1 protein-coding gene is annotated in these 20,146 nt (G+C 74.6%); it reads right to left on the bottom strand.

The genetic code is table 11. The features are described 5' to 3' along the window. Nucleotides 1-92 precede the first annotated feature (92 nt). Nucleotides 93-20,138 carry a non-ribosomal peptide synthase/polyketide synthase gene (locus ACWGI6_RS05500; protein ID WP_453266259.1) on the bottom strand — a complete coding sequence of 6,682 codons (20,046 nt, stop codon included), beginning with the start codon at nucleotides 20,136-20,138 and terminating at the stop codon, nucleotides 93-95. Nucleotides 20,139-20,146: the final 8 nt, after the last annotated feature.

The following is a 20,146-nucleotide window of genomic DNA, read 5'->3' on the forward strand; positions in this document are numbered from 1 at the left end:
GGCCTCTTCGGCAATCCGTCGCGGCAGGTAGTCGGCGGCACCGGCGGACGGAGTTCGGGTGCAGGACGTGGACACGTCGGCCGCCAGGCCGCTCATGCGTCCTCCCGGGCGTGCTGGGCGATCCGGCGGAGGGCCTCGGCGAAGTCCTCGGCCACCGCCCGTACGGTCGTCTGCTCGTGCACGTCGGGGCGGTAGTGCCAGGTGAAGGCGAGCCGGCCGTCCTGCACCGCGCCGACGGCTTCCAGCAGGTGGGAGCCACCGTCGCGGGGGTCGTGGTCCTGGCCGAAGGAACCGTGCTCGGTACGGACGAGTGCACCACCCGCGGGCCCGCCGGGCCGGGCGTCCCACTGGCCCAGGTAGTTGAACACGATCTGCCCACGACCGGTGCGGTCCAGGCGCTCGCGCACCTCGGCGGGGCCGTGGGTGCGCAGGGCACCGAAGCCGAGACCGTTGCCGGGGACGGCGCGCAGCTGGCGCCGCACCGATTTGACCAGGGCCCGCCAGTCCCGGGAGGGATCGAGGTCCGTGGGATCGGACACCTGGAGGCCGACCGGGTAGACGGTGGTGAACCAACCGACCGTGCGGGAGAGGTCCACCCCCTCCAGGACGTCCTCGCGGCCGTGCCCTTCGAGGTCGATGCAGACCCGGTCATGACCGGTCCAGCGCGCCAGGGCCAGGGCCAGGGCGGCCAGCAGGACGTCGTTGATGCGGGTGCGATAGGCGGTGGGGGCCGCACGCAACAGCGCCGTGGTGTCCGGCTCGTCGAGCATCACGGTCACCGTGCGCGACGCGCCGGAGGGCGCGTCGGCCTCGTGGCCCACCGGAAGCGGTGCGGAGGCCACTGCCTCCTCCCAGTACGGGAGTTCGTGGTCCAGCCCGCCGTCGGTGACATGTGCGGCCAGGTCCCTGGCCCAGTCCCGGAAGGCGGTGGTCCGCTCGTCGAGTGTGATGGCCTGCCCTGCTGCGGCCTGTTGGTAGGCGTTCTCCAGGTCGTCCAGCAGGATGCGCCAGGACACCGCGTCGACGACCAGGTGGTGGGCCACCAGGAGCAGGAAGGCGGGGCGGTCCGGGTCGCCGGTGAACAGCGCCGCCCGGAGCAGCGGGCCTCGGCCGATGTCGAAGCCGGAGTGCAGGTCGTCGGCCGCCTTCTCCATGGTGGTGTCGGCCTCGTCGGGCGACAGTCCGGTCAGGTCGTGCCGGATGAGGACGCCGTGCGGCTCCGAGGGCGGCGGGTTGTGCTGGTGCCAGCGGCCGCCGTCCTCGGTGAACCGCATACGCAGCGCGTCGTGGTGCTCCAGCAGGGCGGCCAGCGCTTCCTGGAGGGCGGCCGGGTCGGGGGTCGCGTCCAGTTCGAGCAGCGCCGACTGGTTGAAGTGGTGGCGGTTGGCCCGGGGGGTGGCGAAGAACCACTCCTGGATGGGGGTGAGCGGCAGGTCGCCGGTCACCGGCCCGCTGTCGGCCCGGTCCGGTCCGGTGGTGACGATCGTGGCCAGTGCCGCCACCGTCTGATGGGTGAACAGGTCCTTGGTGGCCAGGTGCAGTCCGGCGCGGCGCAGCCGCGACACCACTTGCATGCTCAGGATCGAGTCGCCGCCGAGGTCGAAGAAGTTGTCGTCGGCACCGACCGTGTCGAGGCCGAGGACGTCGGCCCAGATCTGCGCGATCCGGCGTTCGGTGTCGGTGCGCGGCGCGAGGTGCGGGCCGGTGGCACCGGATGCCGGGTCGGGATCGGGCAGGGCGAGCCGGTCGGTCTTGCCGTTCGGGGTGAGCGGCAGCCGCGGCAGGGGGACGAACACCGAGGGCACCATGTGCGGCGGCAGGAGGCGGGCCAGGTGGTCGCGCAGTTCCGGGACGGGCAGCGGCTCCGGGGTGCCGTCGACCGGGACGACGTAGGCGACCAACCGGCGGGGGCCGGCCGGGCGTTGTGCGGCCGCGGCGCGTGCGACGACCACCGCGTCACGCACCTGCGGACTGCGCCGCAGCGCGCTCTCGATCTCGCCCGGCTCGATCCGGAATCCGCGCACCTTGACCTGGTCGTCGGCGCGTCCGGCGTAGCGCAGATCGCCGTCGGCGCCCCACCGCACCAGGTCGCCGGTGCGGTACATCCGCTCCCCCGGAGCGCCGAACGGGTCGGCGACGAACCGCGCCGCGGTCAGCCCCGGGCGTGCCAGGTAGCCGCGGGCGAGTCCGGCGCCGGACACGTACAGCTCACCGGTCACACCGACCGGTACGGGTCGCAGGGCGGCGTCCAGGACGTACGCCCTGGTGGTGCCGATGGGGCGGCCGATGGGCGGGGCGCCCGCTCCCGGCGCCAGCGGGCCGGTCCACGTGGACACCACCGTCGCCTCGGTCGGGCCATAGGAATTGATCATGCGGCGGCCGGGGGCCCAGCGCTCCACCAGATCGGCGGGGCACGCCTCGGCGCCGACGATCAGGGTGCGCAGGTGGGGCAGGCCGTCTGCCGTCTCGGGCGGCACGGTGGCCAGTGCGGCGGGCGGGATCAGGGTGTGGGTGATCCGCTGTTCGGTGAGCACCTGGGCGAGTCGTTCGCCGAGCAGCGGTCCCTCCTCGCCCGCCACCAGCGTTGCTCCGGAGAGCAGGGAGATGCACAGCTCCAGGACGGAGGCGTCGAAGCTGGGTGAGGCGAACTGGAGGACCCGGTCGCCCTGGTGTACCGCGTACCGTGCGGCGGCGGCCGAGGCGAAGCCGGCGAGTCCGGTGTGCGTGACCACCACGGCCTTGGGGGTGCCGGTCGATCCGGAGGTGTAGATGACGTAGGCGGGGTGCGCGTCCGTCAGCGGGGCGCGACGGTCCTCGTCGGTGGGCGCGGAGTCGGAGCCGTCCGTATGCCAGATGGCGGCCGGGTCGTCGAGGACCACGGCAGCCCCGGAGTCGCGCACCATGAAGTCCCGCCGCCCGGCCGGATACGCCGGGTCCACGGGCAGGAAGGCGCCGCCGGCCTTGGCAACGGCCAGTTGGGCCACCACCGTCTCCGCCGAGCGGGGCAGCGCCAGCGCCACCACGCGTTCGGGGCCGACACCGCGGCCGATGAGGTGGTATGCCAGCCGGTTGGCCGCGCTCTCCAGCTCCGCGAAGGTCAGCTCGCGGGCGCCGTCGACGAGCGCCACCGCGTCGGGCGTCCGGGCCGCCTGCCGCTGGAACAGCTCGGGCAGGGTGGTTGGGCGCACCGGGCGAGCGGTGCCGCTCCCGTGGGCCAGCAGTCGCCGCAGTGCGTCGTCCGGGGCCAGCGGCAGGGCGCCGAGGGGGCGGTGCGGGTTCTCGGCGATGGCGGTCAGCAGGGTGGTGAGCTGGTCGGCCATCCGCTCGGCGGTGACGGTGTCGAACAGATCGGTGTTGTAGGTGATCAGCCCGTGCAGTGCCCCGGAGTCGGTTTCGGCGAACTCCAGGGTGATGTCGAAGCCGGCGTGGTGCGTGTCCGGCTCGATGTCGCTCACGTGCAGACCGGGCAGGTCCAGCGCCGCTCCGGGCGCGTTCTGGAGCACGACCATGGCCTGGAAGAGCGGGGTGCGGCTGGTGTCCCGGACCGGCTGGACCGCGTCCACCACCTGCTCGAACGGCACGTCCTGGTGCGCGAAGGCGTCCAGAACCGTCTCCCGCACCTGCGCCAGGAACGCGGGGAAGGCCTCGTCCGGATCGACGGTCGAGCGCAGGACCAGCGTGTTGACGAAGAAGCCGATCAGCCGCTGGGTCTCGGCGCGGTCGCGGCCCGAGGTGACGGTTCCGACGGCGACGTCCCGCTGTCCTGACAGCCGCGCGAAGAGGGTCTGCGCCGCGGCGATCAGCGTGGTGAACAGGGTGGTCTGCCGGGCCCGGCCGAACTCCGCCAGCCTGCGGGCCGTCTCCGGCGGGAGGACGAGCGGGGCGCTCGCGCCGTTCCTGGTCTGTACGGCCGGGCGCGGCCGGTCGGTGGGCAGGTGCAGGGGCTCGACGCCGACGAGGCGTTCCTGCCAGTACCGCAGCTGCTCCTCGGCGGCCGCCCCGTGCGCGGTGCGCTGCCAGTGCGCGACGTCGGCGTACTGCACGGGCAGCGGCGGCAGTTCGGCCGTGGTGTCGCCGAGCGCCGCCCGGTAGAGGTGGGCCAGGTCGCCGGTGAGCACCGCGGTCGACCAGCCGTCGGTGATGATGTGATGGAGCGTCAGCGTCAGGACGTGGTCGTCGTCCGCCAGCCGGACCAGTCCGGCTCGCAGCAGGGGTCCGTGGCGCAGGTCGAAGGGGCGGGTGCGGTCCTCGGTCAGCTGTCGTTCCAGCTGCGCCGTGCGGTCGCCGGCGGGCAGCGCCGAGAGATCGCGCAGCGGCAGCGGCACGTCCTGGGGCGGGTGGATGAGCTGGACGCCCTGGCCGTCCACGGTGTCGAAGGTGGTGCGCAGCGACTCGTGCCGGGCGGCCAGCGCCGTCAGGGCGGCGCCGAGCGCGGCGGTGTCGAGCCGGCCGTGCAGACGCAGCGCCAGCGGGGTGAGGTATTCGGTGCTGCCGGGCGCGAATGCGTCGAGGAACCAGAGGCGTTGCTGTGCGAAGGACAGTGGCAGTGCGGTGTCCCGGGAGACCGGGACGATGGCGCCGCAGCCCGCGGGGGCGGTCTCCCCCTGCGCGAGCAGCGCGGCGAGCGCGGCCGGGGTGGGGTGGGTGAACACCGCCCGCGGGGTCAGTTCGGTCCCGAACGCCTCCGCCAGCCGGGAGGTCAGCCGGATGCTGAGGATCGAGTCGCCGCCGAGCGCGAAGAAGTCGTCCTCCACTCCGACCCGTTCCACGCCGAGCACCTCGGCCCAGACCTGTGTCGTACGGCGTTCGGCCTCGGTGCGCGGGGCGACCGGCTCCGGCCGGTCCGGGCTGCCGGGTGCGGGCAGGGCCGCTCGGTCCACCTTGCCGTTGGCGCTGAGCGGCAGCGCCGCCAGCGGCACGAACGCCGTGGGAACCAGGTAGTCGGGCAGCGTCTGCCGGGCGTATGCGCGCATCGCCTCGGTGTCGAGGCCGTCGTGCCCCACCACGTAGGCGACCAGTCGCTTCGTCCCGGGCCGTTCCTCGCGGGCCAGCACCGCTACATCCGCGACGCCGGGGTGGGCGGCCAGGACTCCCTCCACCTCGCCGGGTTCGACACGGAAGCCCCGGATCTTGACCTGGTCGTCGGCGCGGCCGAGGAATTCCACCGTGCCGTCGAGCCTTCGGCGGGCCAGGTCCCCGGTGCGGTACATCCGGGCGCCGGGCGGCCCGGACGGGTCCGCGACGAACCGGTCCGCGGTCGCCCCGGGGCGGCCGAGGTAGCCGCGGGCCACGCCCTCGCCCGCCAGGAAGAGTTCACCCGCGGTGCCCGGCGGCACGGGCCGCATCCGGGCGTCGAGCACATGTACGCGCATGTCGTCCAGCGGGGGGCCGATGGGCACGGTGTCGGGGACCGCCGCGGCGTCGGTCATGGCGAAGGACGTCGCGAAGGTCGTGGCCTCGGTCGGTCCGTAGCCGTCCACGACGGTCAGGCCGGGGCAGGCGGTCAGCACCCGGCGCACGGCGGCGGCCGGGACGACATCGCCGCCGGTCCACACCTGGCGCAGCCCCGCGAAGCAGTCCGGCGCGTCCTGGGACAGCAGCCGGAAGAGTCCGGCCGTCAGCCACAGTGCCGTGACCTCTCCCCCGGTGGCCAGCCGCCGCAGCAGGGCCGCGTCCACCGCCCCCGGCGGGGCCACCACGACGCGTCCGCCGTTGAGCAGCGGCGACCAGACCTCGAAGGTGGCGGCGTCGAAGGCCACCGGCGAGTGCAGCAGCACCCGTTCGCAGACGGGGCCGGTGAAGCGGCTGTCGGTGGCGAGTGCCGCCACGTCGCGGTGGCGCACCCCCACCGCCTTCGGGGTGCCGGTCGACCCGGAGGTGAACATCACGTACGCCAGCCGGTCCGGGTCGGTGGGCGGCAGCGCGGGCGCCCCGGCCGGTTCGGCCGGTTCGGCGGTCCGTGCGGCAGCCACCTCCTCGGCGGTCAGCTGTGCCGTCACTCCCGCCGCGTCGAGCAGCATCCGGCGGCGCTCCTCGGGCGCGCGGCCGTCCACGGGCACATAGGCGCCACCCGCCTTGAGCACCGCCAGCTGGGCCACCACGAGTGCGGCCGAGCGGTCCATGAGCAGCGCCACCCGGCCCTCGGCGGCCAGGCCGTCCGCGACCAGCCGGCGGGCCACCCGCTCCGACCAGTCGGCCAGTTGCCGGTAGGTCACCTCGCGACCGTCCTCGCCGACGAGCGCGACGGCGTCCGGGGTGCGGTGGACCTGCTCGGCGAACAGGTCCACCGGCGAGCCGCCCGGGGCGGGGCGTGCGGTGGTGTTCCACCGGTGCAGCACCGCGCGGTCGGCGGCGGTGAGCAGGCCCAGATCGTCCAGGGACCGGGCGGCGCCGTCGGCGACCGCGGTCAGCAGGGTCTCCAGGTGGGCCGCGGCCCGCTCCACCGTCGTACGGTCGAACAACGCCCCGTCATAGGCGAGGTCGAAGCCGAGGCGGTCGGCGAGGTAGGCGCGCAGGCACAGCGGGAAGTTGGTGGCGTCCTCGGCGCGTACGTCCTGGATGCGGATGCCCGCCCCGGTGGCGGCAGCCTCGTCGAAGGGATAGTTCTCGAACACCACCATGCTGTCGAACAGCGCCTCGCCCGGGGGGAGTTCGCTGAGGGCCTGGATGCGGGCGAGCGAGACGAAGTCGAAGCGCCGGGAGTCGCTCTGCTGCGCCTGGAGGTCGCGCAGCCAGGGCAGTACGGCCCGGTCGCCGTCGGTCCGGGCGCGGGTCGGAACGGTGTTGATGAACATGCCGACCATGGACTCCACGCCCGGCAGTTCGGCCGGGCGGCCCGAGACCGTGGTGCCGAACACCACGTCCTGGCGGCCGCTGTAGCGCGCCAGCAGCAGTGCCCAGGCGCCCTGCACGACCGTGTTGACGGTCAGTCCGCTCTGTCCGGCCGTCGCGCGCAGCCGGTCGGAGACCTCGGGGGTGAGCTCCATGTGCACCAGCGCGTTCGACCGGGCGCGGTGCGCCTCGACGGGCGGCCGGTCGTAGGGCAGCGGGGTGCGGGCGGTGAACCCGGTGAGGGTGCCGGTCCAGTGCCGCTCGGCCTCCTCCTCGTCCTGCTCCGCCAGCCACTGCAGGAAATCGCGGAACGGGCGGCGGGCCGGCGGGCGGACGGTGCCTCCCCCGACCGTTGCCGCGTACTGCGCACACACATCGGCGAAGAGCTGTCCGGTGCTCCAGCCGTCGAGCATCAGGTGGTGCGAGGACCACACCAGCACGATCTCGTCGCCGGGCAGCGCGGCCACCGCGAGCCGGCTCAGCGGTGCGGTGGTCACGTCCATGCCGGCCGCGCGGTCCTCGGCGAGCAGCCGGTCCAGGGCGCCGTCGCGCTCGGCGGGTGTCAGGGTCCGCCAGTCGTGGTGGCCGACGGGCAGGACGGCGCGGCGGTGCACGACCTGCACGGGGTGGGGCAGGCCCTGCCATCGGACGCTGCTGCGCAGCGCCGGGGTGTGGCCGGCGACCGTCTGCCAGGCGGCGGCGAAGGCGCGTGGGTCGGCGACCCCGGCGATCCGGACCGCCATCTGGTCGAAGTAGGCGCCCGCCGAGTCGACCAGCCCGTGGAAGAGCATGCCGGCCTGCAGCGGGGTGAGCGGATGGATGTCCGCCACCTCCCGTCCGTCCCCCGCGACCAGGTCCACCTGGCGCTGGTCGAGGCGGGCGAGCGGGAAGTCGGACGGGGTGCGGCCGCCGGTGTCCGGCCGGGCGCAGTGCGCGACGATTTCGGTCAGCGCGGCGAGGGTGTCCTCGGCGAGGCGGCGGACGGTGGACTCGTCGTACACCGCGGGCGGGTAGGTCCAGCCGAGTTCGAGCCGGCCGTCCTGGACCACACCCGTCACGTCGAGCAGGTAGGTGCGGGGCTCGTCCGGGTCGGTGTCCTGCCCGGCCGGCGGCAGGGCGGCCCGGTAGAGCCCCTGGCCGTCCGGGTGTTCGCCGGACGCGATGTCCCACTGCCCGTGGTAGTTGAAGCCGACGCGTGGCTGCGGCGCGTCGGGCAGCGGGCTCTGCGGCACGAGGTGGCGCAGCGCGCCGTAGCTCAGGCCCCGCAGCGGCACGGCGCGCAGCTGCTCCTTGACGGACCGGACGGTGTCGCGCCAGTCCGCTTCCGGGGCGACGGACAGGGCGAGCGGGAACTCGGCGGTGAACCAGCCGACGGTGCGTGACAGATCGAGTTCATCGAAGAGGTCCTCGCGGCCGTGGCCCTCCACGCCGATGAGTACGGTGTCCCGGCCGCTCCAGCGGGTCAGGGTGCGGCCGAGGGCGCTGAGCAGGACGTCGTTGACCTGGGTGCGGTAGACGTCCGGGACCTGGCGCAGCAGGGCGTCGGTCTCGGCCCGGCCCAGGCTGACGGTGACGGTGGCGGCGGTGCCGTGGGAGTTGGCACCCGCGCGGTCGACGGGGAGGTCGGCCGGGGCCTGGCAGGTCCGGGTCCAGTACGCCAGGTCGCCGTCGAGGGCGCCGGAGCGGGTGTGCCGCTCCAGACGGGCCGCCCAGTGTCCGTAGCCGCTGCTCGCCGGGGCCAGGGCGGGCGGCCGCCCGGCGGCGGCGTTGCGGTAGGCGGCCTCCAGGTCGCCCAGCAGGATGCGCCAGGACACCCCGTCGACGGCCAAGTGGTGGACGGTGAGCACGAGTTGCGCGGGAAGAGCGGGTCCGCAGTCGAAGAACAGGGCCCGCACGACCCGGCCCTCGGTGACATCGAGGGAGGTCTGTGCGGCGGCGGTCGCGCGCTGGACGGTCTCCTCCCGCCCGGGGGCGTCGAGACCGGTCAGGTCGTGGCGCGAGAAGACGTCCCCGGGAGCGGTCGGCAGCACCTCCTGGTGCCAGGTGCCGTCGGTGCGGCAAAACCGGGTGCGCAGCGCCTCGTGGTGGGCCACCAGCGCGTCGACGGCGTGCCGCAGCGACGGCTCGTCGCTCTGTGGGGCCAGCTCCAGCCGGTTGGTCATGGTGAAGCGCAGCGCGTCGGAGGGCCGTCGGCCGTCGAGGTACCAGTGCTGGATGGGGGTGAGCGGCGCCGGTCCGTCCGGAGCCCCGGCGCCGTCGGCGGGCGGCGGGTTCACGGAGGCCGTGCGCAGTGCGAGTTCGGCGATCGTCTGGTGGCGGAAGACGTCCTTGGAGGTGAGTCCGAGTCCGGCCCGGCGGGCCCGGGAGACGATCTGGATGCTGAGGATCGAGTCGCCGCCCAGGGCGAAGAAGTTGTCCTCGACGCCGGCCCGGGGGACGCCGAGCACCTCCGCCCAGATGCCGGCGAGGCAGGTCTCGGTTTCGGTGCGCGGGGCCACGTACCGGGTCGCGGTGTCGGGCTGGGCGGGGGGCGCGGGCAGGGCGCGCCGGTCGGTCTTGCCGCTGCTGGTCGTCGGTATCCGCTCCAGGGGGACGAACACCGAGGGGACCATGTAGTCCGGCAGGGTCCGGCGCAGCCGGACCCGCAGCTCCTCCGCCGGGGGCGTCAGCGACCCGGCGGGCACCACGTAGGCCACCAGCCGTGGCCGGCCGCCGTGTTCGACGGCCACCACCACGGCGTCACCCACCGCGGGGTCGCCGAGCAGGGCGGCCTCGATCTCGCCGGGCTCGATCCGGAAGCCCCGGACCTTGACCTGTTCGTCGGTGCGCCCCAGGTACTCCAGCAGCCCCTGCCGGTCCCAGCGCGCGCGGTCGCCGGTGCGGTACATGCGGGCGCCGGGCGGGCCGAAGGGGTCGGCGACGAAGCGCGCGGCGGTGAGCCCGGGCCGTCCCAGGTAACCGCGGGCGACCTGGGCGCCGCCGAGGTACAGCTCCCCCGGCACCCCGACCGGTAGCGGCCGCAGAGCGTCGTCGAGCACATAGGCACGCAGGTTGCGGCCCGGCCGGCCGATCACGGGACGTTCCGCGTGGTCGGCGAAGCGGCCGTACACGGCGTCGACGGTGCATTCGGTGGGGCCGTAGACGTTGTAGGCGGTGACGCCCTCGGTCTCCCGCAGCTCCCGCCACAGCGGGGTGCCGACGGCCTCGCCGCCCACCATGACGATCCGGGGGCGGTGGTGGTCGCCGGTGAACAGACCGGCGGCCATCAGCTCGTGCAGGAACGACGGTGTCACATTGACGCAGTCCAGGCGGCTTCCGGCGATCTGACCGACGAAGGCGGCCGGGTCCAGGCGTACGTCCTCGTCGACGAGGTGGACCTCCTGGCCCAGCGCCAGCAGCAGCGGGCCTTCCCATGAGGTGTCGAACGAGAAGGCGGCGCTCATCGCGAAGCGGAGCGGCCGTCCGTCCGTGGCGTGCGGGGTGATGAGCCCGGCCAGGTGGTCGTGGCAGAGATTGACCAGCTGGCGGTGTTCGACGGCGACGCCCTTGGGCCGGCCGGTGGAGCCGGAGGTGTAGTTGATGTACGCCGTGTGGGCCCCGCACAGGGCCGAGGCCCGGTCGGCGTCGGTGGGGTTGTGGCCGGGCTGCCGGCCCAGGGGGGCGTCGCGCAGCGACTCGGCCGTCAGGACGGTCTGCGGCGCGGCGTCCGAGAGCAGGAACGCGACGCGTTCGGCGGGCAGTTCGGGGTCGATGGACAGCTGGGTGCCGCCCGCCTTGAGGACGGCGAGGAGCGCCACCAGCATGTCCGAGGTCCGCGGCAGCTGGACGGCGACCACCCGCTCGGGACCGACGCCCAGCGAGATGAGGTGGTGGGCCAGCCGGTTGGCACGGTCGTTCAGGGCGGCGAAGTCGAGCGTGGCGTCCCGTGCCACCAGCGCCGTGGCGTGCGGGGTACGGGCCGCCTGGGCCTCGAACAGGTCCACGAAGGTGCTGTCCGGGACAGGCAGGGGTGCGCCCTGCCACTCCTCCAGTACCCGCCGCCGTTCCGCGTCGGACAGCAGCGGCAGTTCGCCCACCGTCCGTCCGGGCTCGTCAGCGACCGCCGCCAGCAGCAGGCGCAGCCGTGCGGTCGCCCGCTCGACGGTGTCCGCGTCGAACAGGTCGGTGTTGTACTCGACGAAGCAGGTGAGCCCGCCGTCGCGCGCCACGAAGTCGAAGCCGAGGTCGAAGGCGGCGTGCCGGCCCGGCGGCTGGAGGGTTTCGACGTCGAGTCCCGGCAGGTGCGGTGCCTCGCCGCCCAGGTTGTGCAGGGCCACCATGACCTGGAAGAGGGGGGTGCGGCTGGTGTCCCGCTCCGGCTGGAGCACGTCGACGAGCCGTTCGAAGGGCACGTCCTGGTGGGCGAACGCGTCCAGCACGGTCGCGCGCACCTCGGACAGCAGCGCGGTGAACGGGAGGTCGGCCCGTACCCGGCTGCGCAGCACCAGGGTGTTCACGAACATCCCGACCAGGTGCTCCAGTTCGGGGCGCTCCCGTCCGGAGGCCACGGTGCCGACCGCGACGTCCTCCTGGCCGGCCCAGCGGGCCAGCAGCACCTTGCAGGCCGCGAGCAGTGTCATGTAGAGGGTGGCGTCGGCGCGGCGGCCGGTCTCCCGCAGTCGTTCGGTCAACGGGGCGGGCAGGGAGAACTCCAGCAGCGCGCCGTTCTTGGTCCGCACGGCGGGCCGCGGGCGGTCGGTCGGCAGCTCCAGCGGTGCCAGGTCCGACAACTTCTGCTGCCAGTAAGCGAGTTGGGCGGCGTCGGCCTCGGCCGCCCGGGTGCGCTGCCAGGCCGCGTAGTCGGCGTACTGCAGCGGGAGCCGGGGCAGGTCCGGGCGTCGGTCGTGCAGGGCCGCCGCGTACAGCTCGCCCAGGTCCCGGCCGAGCACCGCGGTGGACCAGCCGTCGGTGACGATGTGGTGCATGGCCAGGGTCAGGACGTGCTCGTCAGCGGTGAGCCGGACCAGCCGGGTCCGCAGCAGCGGCCCGGTGCCCAGGTCGAAGGGGGTGGCGCCCTCGCGGGCCAGCAGCGCGTCGAGTGCGCCGTCGCGGTCTTCCGGCGGTGTGTCCGACAGATCGTGCAGCGGCAGATCCACCGCTTGGGGGGCGTGGACGTGCTGGCGGGCGTGGCCGTCCTGCTCGGCGAAGGTGGTGCGCAGCGGTTCGTGCCGGGCCACCAGGGCGTCCAGGGCGGTGTGCAGCGCCGCTTCGTCGAGGGGACCGCGCAGACGCAGCACGAAGAAGGTCAGGTACTCGGTGCTGTCCGGCTCGAAGGTGTCCAGGAACCACAGGCGCTGCTGGGCGAACGACAACGGCAGTGCGGCGGCGCGGTCCGCCGGCGGGATCGTGTCGTCCGGTGCCCGGTGGGCCTCGGCCGGGTCCGGGAGGGCGGCGGCCAGGGCGGCGACGGTGGGGTGGGTGAACAGCAACCGGGGAGAGACCTCGGTGCCGAAGACGGCGCGGAGCCGGGAGGTGACGCGGATGGCGAGGATCGAGTCGCCGCCCAGAGCGAAGAAGCTGTCCTCCGCGCCCGGTTCTGCGGTGTCCAGGACCTCGGCCCACGCCCGGGCGACGAGGCGCTCCGCCTCGGTCCGCGGCGCGGTGCGGTCGCCGTCGGCGGCGAAGCCGTCCGGGCCGGGGGCGGGCAGGGCCCGGTGGTCGAGCTTGCCGTTGACGGTCAACGGCAGCGCGTCGAGGGCGACATAGGCGGCGGGCACCATGTGTGCGGGCAGGGTGTCCGTCAGGTGGGCGCGCAGCGCGGCGGCGGACGGCGGGGCGCCCTGGCCGGTGCCCACGACATGGGCCACCAGCCGCCGCACCCCGGGGGTGTCCTCGCGCACCCCGACCACGGCCTCGGCGACGTCCGGGTGCGCGGTCAGGGCGGCCTCGATCTCGCCGGGTTCGATCCGGAACCCGCGGATCTTGACCTGCTGGTCGGCCCGGCCGAGGTACTCCAGGGTGCCGTCGGGCCGCCACCGGGCCCGGTCGCCGGTGCGGTACATCCGGGTACCGGGCGGCCCGAACGGGTCCGCCACGAAGCGCGCGGCGGTCAGGCCCGGCCGGTTCAGATAGCCGCGGGCCAGGCCCTCCCCGGCCACGTACAGCTCACCGACGGCGCCGGGCGGCACCGGGGCGAGCCCGGCGTCGAGCACCCGGACCCGCAGGTCGGGAATGCCGCGGCCGATGGCGCTGCCGGTGGCCCCGGTCACGGTGGCGCGGTCGAGGGGCGCGTAGGAGACATGCACGGTGGTTTCGGTGATCCCGTACATGTTGACCAGGACGGGCGCGGTGTCCGGGTGCCGCTCATACCAGTCGGTGAGCCGTCCCAGGTCCAGCGCCTCCCCGCCGAAGACCACCCGCCGCAGGGCCAGCCGCGCCCCGAGCTCCGGGTGTTCGGCGTCCGCGCGCATCAGGGGGTGGAACGCCGAGGGCGTCTGGTTGAGCACCGTGACCCGCTCGTCCACCAGCAGGCGCAGGAACTCCTCGGGGGAACGGGCGACCTCGTGCGGGACGACGACGAGCCGCCCGCCGTGCAGCAGCGCGCCCCAGATCTCCCACACGGAGAAGTCGAAGGCGTAGGAGTGGAACAGCGTCCACACGTCGTGCTCGTCGAAGGCGAACCAGTCGCGGGTGCGGGAGAACAGCCGCACCACGTTGGCGTGCGGGACGACGACGCCCTTGGGCAGGCCGGTGGAGCCCGAGGTGTAGATGACGTAGGCGGGGTGCTCAGGCAGCGGGCGTCGGGCCGGTGCCGGGCCGGTGGCGGGGCGCCGGGCGAGGTCGGCGCGGACCTCGGGATCGTCCAGGAGCAGCCGCGGACAGGCGGCGTCGCCGAGCCGCCCGGCGACGGCTGCGGTGGTCACCAGCAGGGCCGGCGCGGCGTCGGTGAGCAGGTGGGCGATGCGGCCGCCGGGCAGTTCCGGGTCGACGGGCAGGTAGGCGGCGCCGGTCTTCAGCACCGCCACGAGTGCCACGATCATGTCCGGGGAGCGGGGCAGGGCGAGGGCCACGAAGCGCTCGGGGCCGGCGCCGCTCTCGGCCAGCCGGTGGGCCAGCCGGCCTGCCCGCGCGTCGAGTTCGGCGTAGGACAGCGTGGTGCCCGCGCAGGTCACCGCGGTGGCGTCGGGCGTGCGGACCGCTTGGGCCTCGAACAGGTCCACCAGGGTCTGCTCGGGCCGCCCCTGCTCCGTGCCGTTCCAGTCCACCAGCATCCGCCGGCGTTCCTCGGCGGTCGTCCACGCCAGTTCGCGCAGCGGCCGGTCCGGGCCGGCGGCGATCTCCGCGAGCAGCAGGCACAGCCGGTCGGCGAGCGCGCGGACGGTGCCGGCGTCGAAGAGATCCGGGTCGTGGGCGAGGTCGAAGCCGAGGCGGTCGCTGTGGTGGGCGCGCAGGACCAGCGGGAAGTTGGTCGCGTCCCGCGAGGCGACGTCCAGGATGCGGATTCCGGCACCGGAGGTCCGGGCGTCGTCGAACGGGTAGTTCTCGAAGGCGACCATGCTGTCGAACAGCGCAGTGCCCGCCGGTACCTCGCTGAGCGAGGTCAGCTGCGCCAGCGACACGGCCTCGAAGCGCCGGGATTCGGACTGGGCGTCCTGGAGGTCGCGCAGCCAGTCGGCGGCGGTGCGGTGTCCGTCGACCCGTACCCGGGTGGGCAGGGTGTTGATGAACATCCCCACCATGGACTCGACGCCGTGGAGTTCGTCGGGGCGGCCGGACACGGTGGTGCCGAACACCACGTCCGGCTCTCCGCTGTAGCGCGCCAGCAGCAGCGCCCACGCGCCTTGTACGACCGTGTTGAGGGTGAGTCCGCTGCGCCGGGCGGTGTGCAGCAGCTCCCGGGACAGCTCGACGGGCAGGCTCGCCGTCAGCACCGCGGCGGAGCGGGCCCGGTGGGCCTCGCGGGGCGGGCGGTCGCAGGGCAGCGGCGTCGGGGTGGCGAAGTCCGCGAGGACGGTGCGCCAGTGCTCCTCGGCCTCGCGTCCGTCCCGGCCGGACAGCCAGCGCACATAATCGCCGAACGGCCGGCGCACGGGTGGCGTCTGCGCGCGGTCCGCGACGAGTGCGGCGTACTCCTCGCACACCTCGGTCAGGACCTGTGCCAGGCTCCAGCCGTCCAGGATCAGGTGGTGCGAGGTCCACAGCAGCCGCAGCCTGCCACCGGGCAGCCGGATCAGGGTGAGCCGCATCAGCGGTGGGGTGCCGAGGTCCAGTCCCCGCGCGAGGTCCTCCGCCTGGAGCCGGGCGAGTTCGGCCGTACCCCGTTCGTCGTCCAGCTCACGCCAGTCGACGTGGACGGTCGGCACCGTCGCGCGCCGGTGCACGATCTGGAGCGGTACGGGCACCTGCTCCCAGACCACCGAGGTGCGCAGCGCCGGCGTCCGGTCGACGACCCGCTGCCAGGCCCGGGCGAACGCCCGCGGGTCCGCCACGCCGTCCAGCAGCAGGGTGGCCTGGTCGAGGTAGACGTCGTCCGCCCCGCCCACCAGGCGGTGGAAGAGCATGCCTTCCTGGAGCGGGGTCAGCGGGAGGATGTCCTCGACGGCGCGCCCGTCCCCGGCCAGGCGGTCCACCCCGGCCTGGTCCAGCCGGGCGAGAGGGAAGTCGGAGGGCGTGCGGCCGCCCGCGTCCGGCCGCGCGCAGTGGGCGGCGATCGCGGCCAGCGCGCGGGCCGTACCGTCCGCCAGCTCCCGAACCGTGCTCTCGTCGTGCACCTGGTCGCTGTAGTGCCAGGTCAGCTCCAGCACGCCGTCGGCCACCACGGCCGAGACGTCCAGCAGGTGATCGAGCGCCGCACCGGCGGCCATATCGCGTCCGGGGGCCTCGCCGGCGGGCGCGAAGTCCCGGCCGTGCGCGCTCTCCCACTGGCCGTGGTAGTTGAAGCAGACCTGCGGCAGCGGGAGTTCGCGCAGAGTGCGGGCGGCCGGGTCCGGTGAGCCCAGGCGGGCCAGCGCCTCGTAACCGAGGCCGCGGCGGGGGACGGCCCGCAGCTGTTCCTTCACCGCTTTGAGCGTCGCGCCCCAGTCCGGCTCCCGCGACGGGCCCTCCAGGGTGAGCGTGACGGGGTACTGGGTGGTGAACCAGCCGACGGTCCGGGACAGATCGGCGGCGTCACCGGCGCCGGCCGCCTCGCTGTCGTCGTGGTCGTCGATGTCCTCCCGGCCGTGCCCCTCCAGGGCCACCGTCACGCGGTCCGTGTCCGCCCAGTCGGCGAGCACCCGGCCCAGCGCGCTGAGCAGTACGTCGTTCACCTGAGTCCGGTAGACGCCGGGCACCCGGCGCAGCAGGGCCTCGGTGGTGTCGCGATCGAGTCGTGCGCGTACGGTGCGGACCGAGCCGGCGAGTGCGCTGCCCGGGCGGTCCACCGGCAGCGGGGTGCGCGCCGCTTCGCTCTCGGCTCTCCAGTACGCCAGGTCGTCGTCGAGTCCGCCGTCCTGTACGTGCCGGGCCAGCTGCGCCGCCCAGGTGGTGAACGGCGTGGTGGTGGGCTCCAGTTGGACCGGCTCGTCCGCGGCGGCCCGGCGGTAGGCGCGCTCCAGGTCGGCGAGCAGGATGCGCCAGGAGACGCTGTCGACGGCCAGGTGGTGGGCCGTCAGGAACAGCTGCGGCCGGCTGCCCGGCTCCGCCAGGAGCAGGGCGGCGCGCAGCAGGGTGCCGGTGGCGGGGTCGAGGTCCGCGCGGGCGGCGTCGGCCGCCTCGGTGAGCGCGGCGTCCCGGGCGGGGCCGGTGGTCCCGGACAGGTCGTGCGTGGCCAGGAGGCCGGGCGCCACGGCGGCTCCGGGGAGCTGGCGCCAGGTGTCGCCGCTGCGGACGAAGCGGGTGCGCAGCGCCGGATGATGGGCGGCCACCGCGTGCAGGGCCCGCTCCAGGGCGTCCGGGTCGAGGTCGTGCGGCAGGTCGAGCAGCATCGACATGCTGAAGTGCCGCAGCGGTCCGTGGGTGGCGAAGAACCACTCCTGGATGGGGGTGAGCGGGGCAGGGCCCGCGTCGTCCGACTGCTGCGCCGCAGGTGCCGGGGCGGTGCGCAGGTCCACGGCGGCGGCCAGCTCGGCGACGGTCTGGTGCAGGAAGACGTCGCGGGAGGTCAGGCGCAGTCCGGCGGCGCGGGCCCGGGAGACCGCCTGGATGCTGAGGATCGAGTCGCCGCCCAGCTCGAAGAAGTTGTCGGTGACCCCCACCTGCGCGATGCCGAGCACCGCGGACCAGATCCCGGCCAGGTCCCGCTCGGCCGGGGTGCGCGGCGCCACGAACTCCCGCTCGCGCGGGGCCGCGTCGAGGTCGGGGGCGGGCAGCGCGCGGCGGTCCAGCTTGCCGCTGGTGGTGAGCGGCAGGGCGTCCAGGACGACGAAGGCGGCGGGCACCATATGGCCGGGCAGGGTGCGCTGCAGGGCCGCCCGCAGCTCGGAGGCGGCGGGATGCCCGGTCCCGGCGGCGGGCACCAGGTAGGCGGCGAGCCGGGCGTGGCCGCGCTCGTCGGCGACGGCGAGGACGGCCGCCTCGGCGACGGCAGGCAGGGCCAGCAGTGCCGCCTCGACCTCTCCGGGCTCGATGCGGTGGCCGCGGATCTTGACCTGGTCGTCGGCGCGGCCGAGGTAGTCGAGCCGTCCGTCGGCGGTCCACCGGGCCAGGTCTCCGGTGCGGTACATCCGGCTGCCCGGCGGCCCGAACGGGTCCGCCACGAACCGTGCGGCGGTCAGGCCGGGGCGGTGCAGATAGCCGCGGGCGACCTGGTCGCCCGCCAGGTACAGTTCGCCGCCGACGCCGGGCGGGACCGGCCGGAGGCGGTGGTCGAGGACATGGGCGCGCACATTGGCCAGCGGCCGGCCCACCACCGGCCGCCCGGTCCCGTCGATACGGCAGGCCAGGGCGTCGACCGTGCACTCGGTGGGCCCGTAGAAGTTGTACGCGGCGACGTCGGGCAGCCCGGCGAGCTCCCGCCACAGCGCGGTGCCGACGGCCTCGCCGCCCAGCATCAGCAGCCGCGGGTGGTGGCGCGGGTCGGTGAGCAGCCCGGCGGGCAGGAGCTGGCGCAGATAGGAGGGGGTCAGGTCGAGGAAGTCGACGCGGTGCTCGACGACGTACTCGACCAGGGCGGCCGGATCGAGCCGGGTCGCCTCGTCGACCAGGTGCAGCCGGTGGCCGTCGGCCATCAGCAGCACGCCCTCCAGGGAGGTGTCGAAGGAGAACGACGCGGTCAGGGCCACCCGCAGGGGACCGCCGCCCGCCGCGGCGACGAAGCCGTGCCGGTGGCCGGCCAGCAGGTTCATCAGCGACCGGTGCTCCACGGACACCCCCTTGGGGCGGCCGGTGGACCCTGAGGTGTAGATGACGTAGGCGGTGTGGCCGGGGTGCAGCGGCGCGCGCCGGTCGGCGTCGGTGGGGTCGCTCGCGCGGGCCGATGCCGGTACCGCGTGCAGGGCCGCCTCGTCGAGCACCAGCATCGGCCGCGCGTCCTCGATCAGGAACCGCAGTCGCTCCTCGGGCAGTTCGGGGTCGAGCGGCAGGTAGGCGGCGCCGGATTTGAGGACGGCGAGGATCGCCACGAGCATGTCGGCGGTGCGCGGCAGATGCAGCGCGACCAGCCGTTCGGGGCCCGCCCCCCGGTCGATGAGGTGGTGGGCGAGCCGGTTGGCGCGGGCGTTGAGCGCGGCGTAGTCCAGTGTGGTGTCCCCGGCCACCAGTGCCGTCGCGTGCGGGGTGCGGGCCGTCTGCGCCTCGAAGGCGGCGGGATAGGTGGTGGGTGCGACGGGCAGTGCGGTGTCGTTCCATTCGGTGGTCAGGCGCCGCCGCTCCCGCTCCGACAGCAGGGACAGTTCACCCAGCGGCCGGTCCGGTTCGGCCGCAACTCCCCCGAGCAGGATGACCAGTTGCTCGGCCATCCGCACGGCGGTCGAGGCGTCGAAGAGGTCGGTGCGGTACTCCAGCAGGCCCGTCAGCCCGTCCCCGTCGGGCACGAACTCGACGCTCAGATCGAAGGTGGCCGCGCGGCGGGGCACGGTGACGGTCCCGGCCGCCATCCCCCGCAGGCCGGGGGCCGCGGGCGGGGCGGGGTGGAGCAGGACCATGACATCGAAGAGCGGGTTGCGGCCCGCTTCGCGTACCGCCCCCGCGGCCTCCACGAGCCGCTCGAAGGGGGTGTCGTCGTGGGCGAAGGCATCGAGGACGGCGGTGGCGGAGGCATCGAGCAGCTCGCGGTAGGAGCGTGCGGTGTCGACGGGGGCGCGCAGCACGACCGTGTTGACGAAGAGGCCGACCGCGCGCTCCAGTTCGGTGCGTCCGCGCCCGGGGGTCAGCGACCCGACGGCGATGTCGTCCTGTCCCGACCAGCGGGCGAACAGCGCCTGGCACGCGGCGATCAGCGCCGCGAACAGGGTGGTGTGCTGCTGCGCCGCCACCTCCCGCAGCCGGGCCGCCGTGGCCGCCGGGACACGGAACTCGTGGACCGCGCCGTCCCCCGACTCCTCACCGCTGCGGGGCCGGTCGAGCGGCAGCTCCAACGGCACGGTCCCGTCCAGCTGCTTGGTCCAGTAGGAGAGCTGCTCCTCCAGCAGGGCGCCGGACAGCCGCTCGCGCTGCCATACGGCGAAGTCCGGGTACTGCGTCGCCACCGGGGCGAGCGCGGGCGTCTCGCCGTGGGCCAGGGCGTCGTACAGCGTGCACAGTTCGTCCAGCAGCACGCCCATGGACCAGCCGTCGGTGACGATGTGGTGCGCGGTGAGCAGCAGGACGTGCTCGTCCTCGGCCAGGCGTACCAGCAGGGCCCGCAGCAGCGGACCGGTCCGCAGGTCGAACGGGCGGGAGTACTCCGCCAGCAGCAGGTCGTCCAGCGCCGAGGGGCCCGGCCCGGTCCCCTCCCCCGCGTCGGGTGCGGGTTCCTCCCTCAGGTCGCGTACCGGCAGCGGCACGGGGGCGGCCGGGTGCACGGTCTGCACGGGCCGGCCGTCGATGTCGTCGAACGTGGTCCGCAGCGACTCGTGGCGCTCCAGGGCGGCGTCGAGCGCCCGGGACAGCGCGGCCCCGTCCAGGGTGCCGGTCAGCCGCAGGGCGACCGCGCTGTTGTAGCGGGAGTCGCCGGGCCGGAGCTGGTCCAGGAACCACAGGCGCTGCTGGGCGAAGGCGAGCGGCAGGGGCTGTGACCGGTCCGCGCGCGGGATCTGCTGCCGGGCCCTGGCGGCCGGCGGGGCCTGCCCCGCCAGGCGGCGGCGCAGCGCCTCCTGCAACTCCTGCGGCAGGGCCGCGGCACGGTCCTTCTTCGAATGCGAAGACGTCATGTCGTCGT

This window comes from Streptomyces sp. NPDC054786 (assembly GCF_053611685.1).

What these genes read in the sequence shown, in the direction of transcription:
- ACWGI6_RS05500 (WP_453266259.1), bottom strand. Translation starts at nt 20,138, where the DNA reads ATGACGTCTTCGCATTCGAAGAAGGACCGTGCCGCGGCCCTGCCGCAG.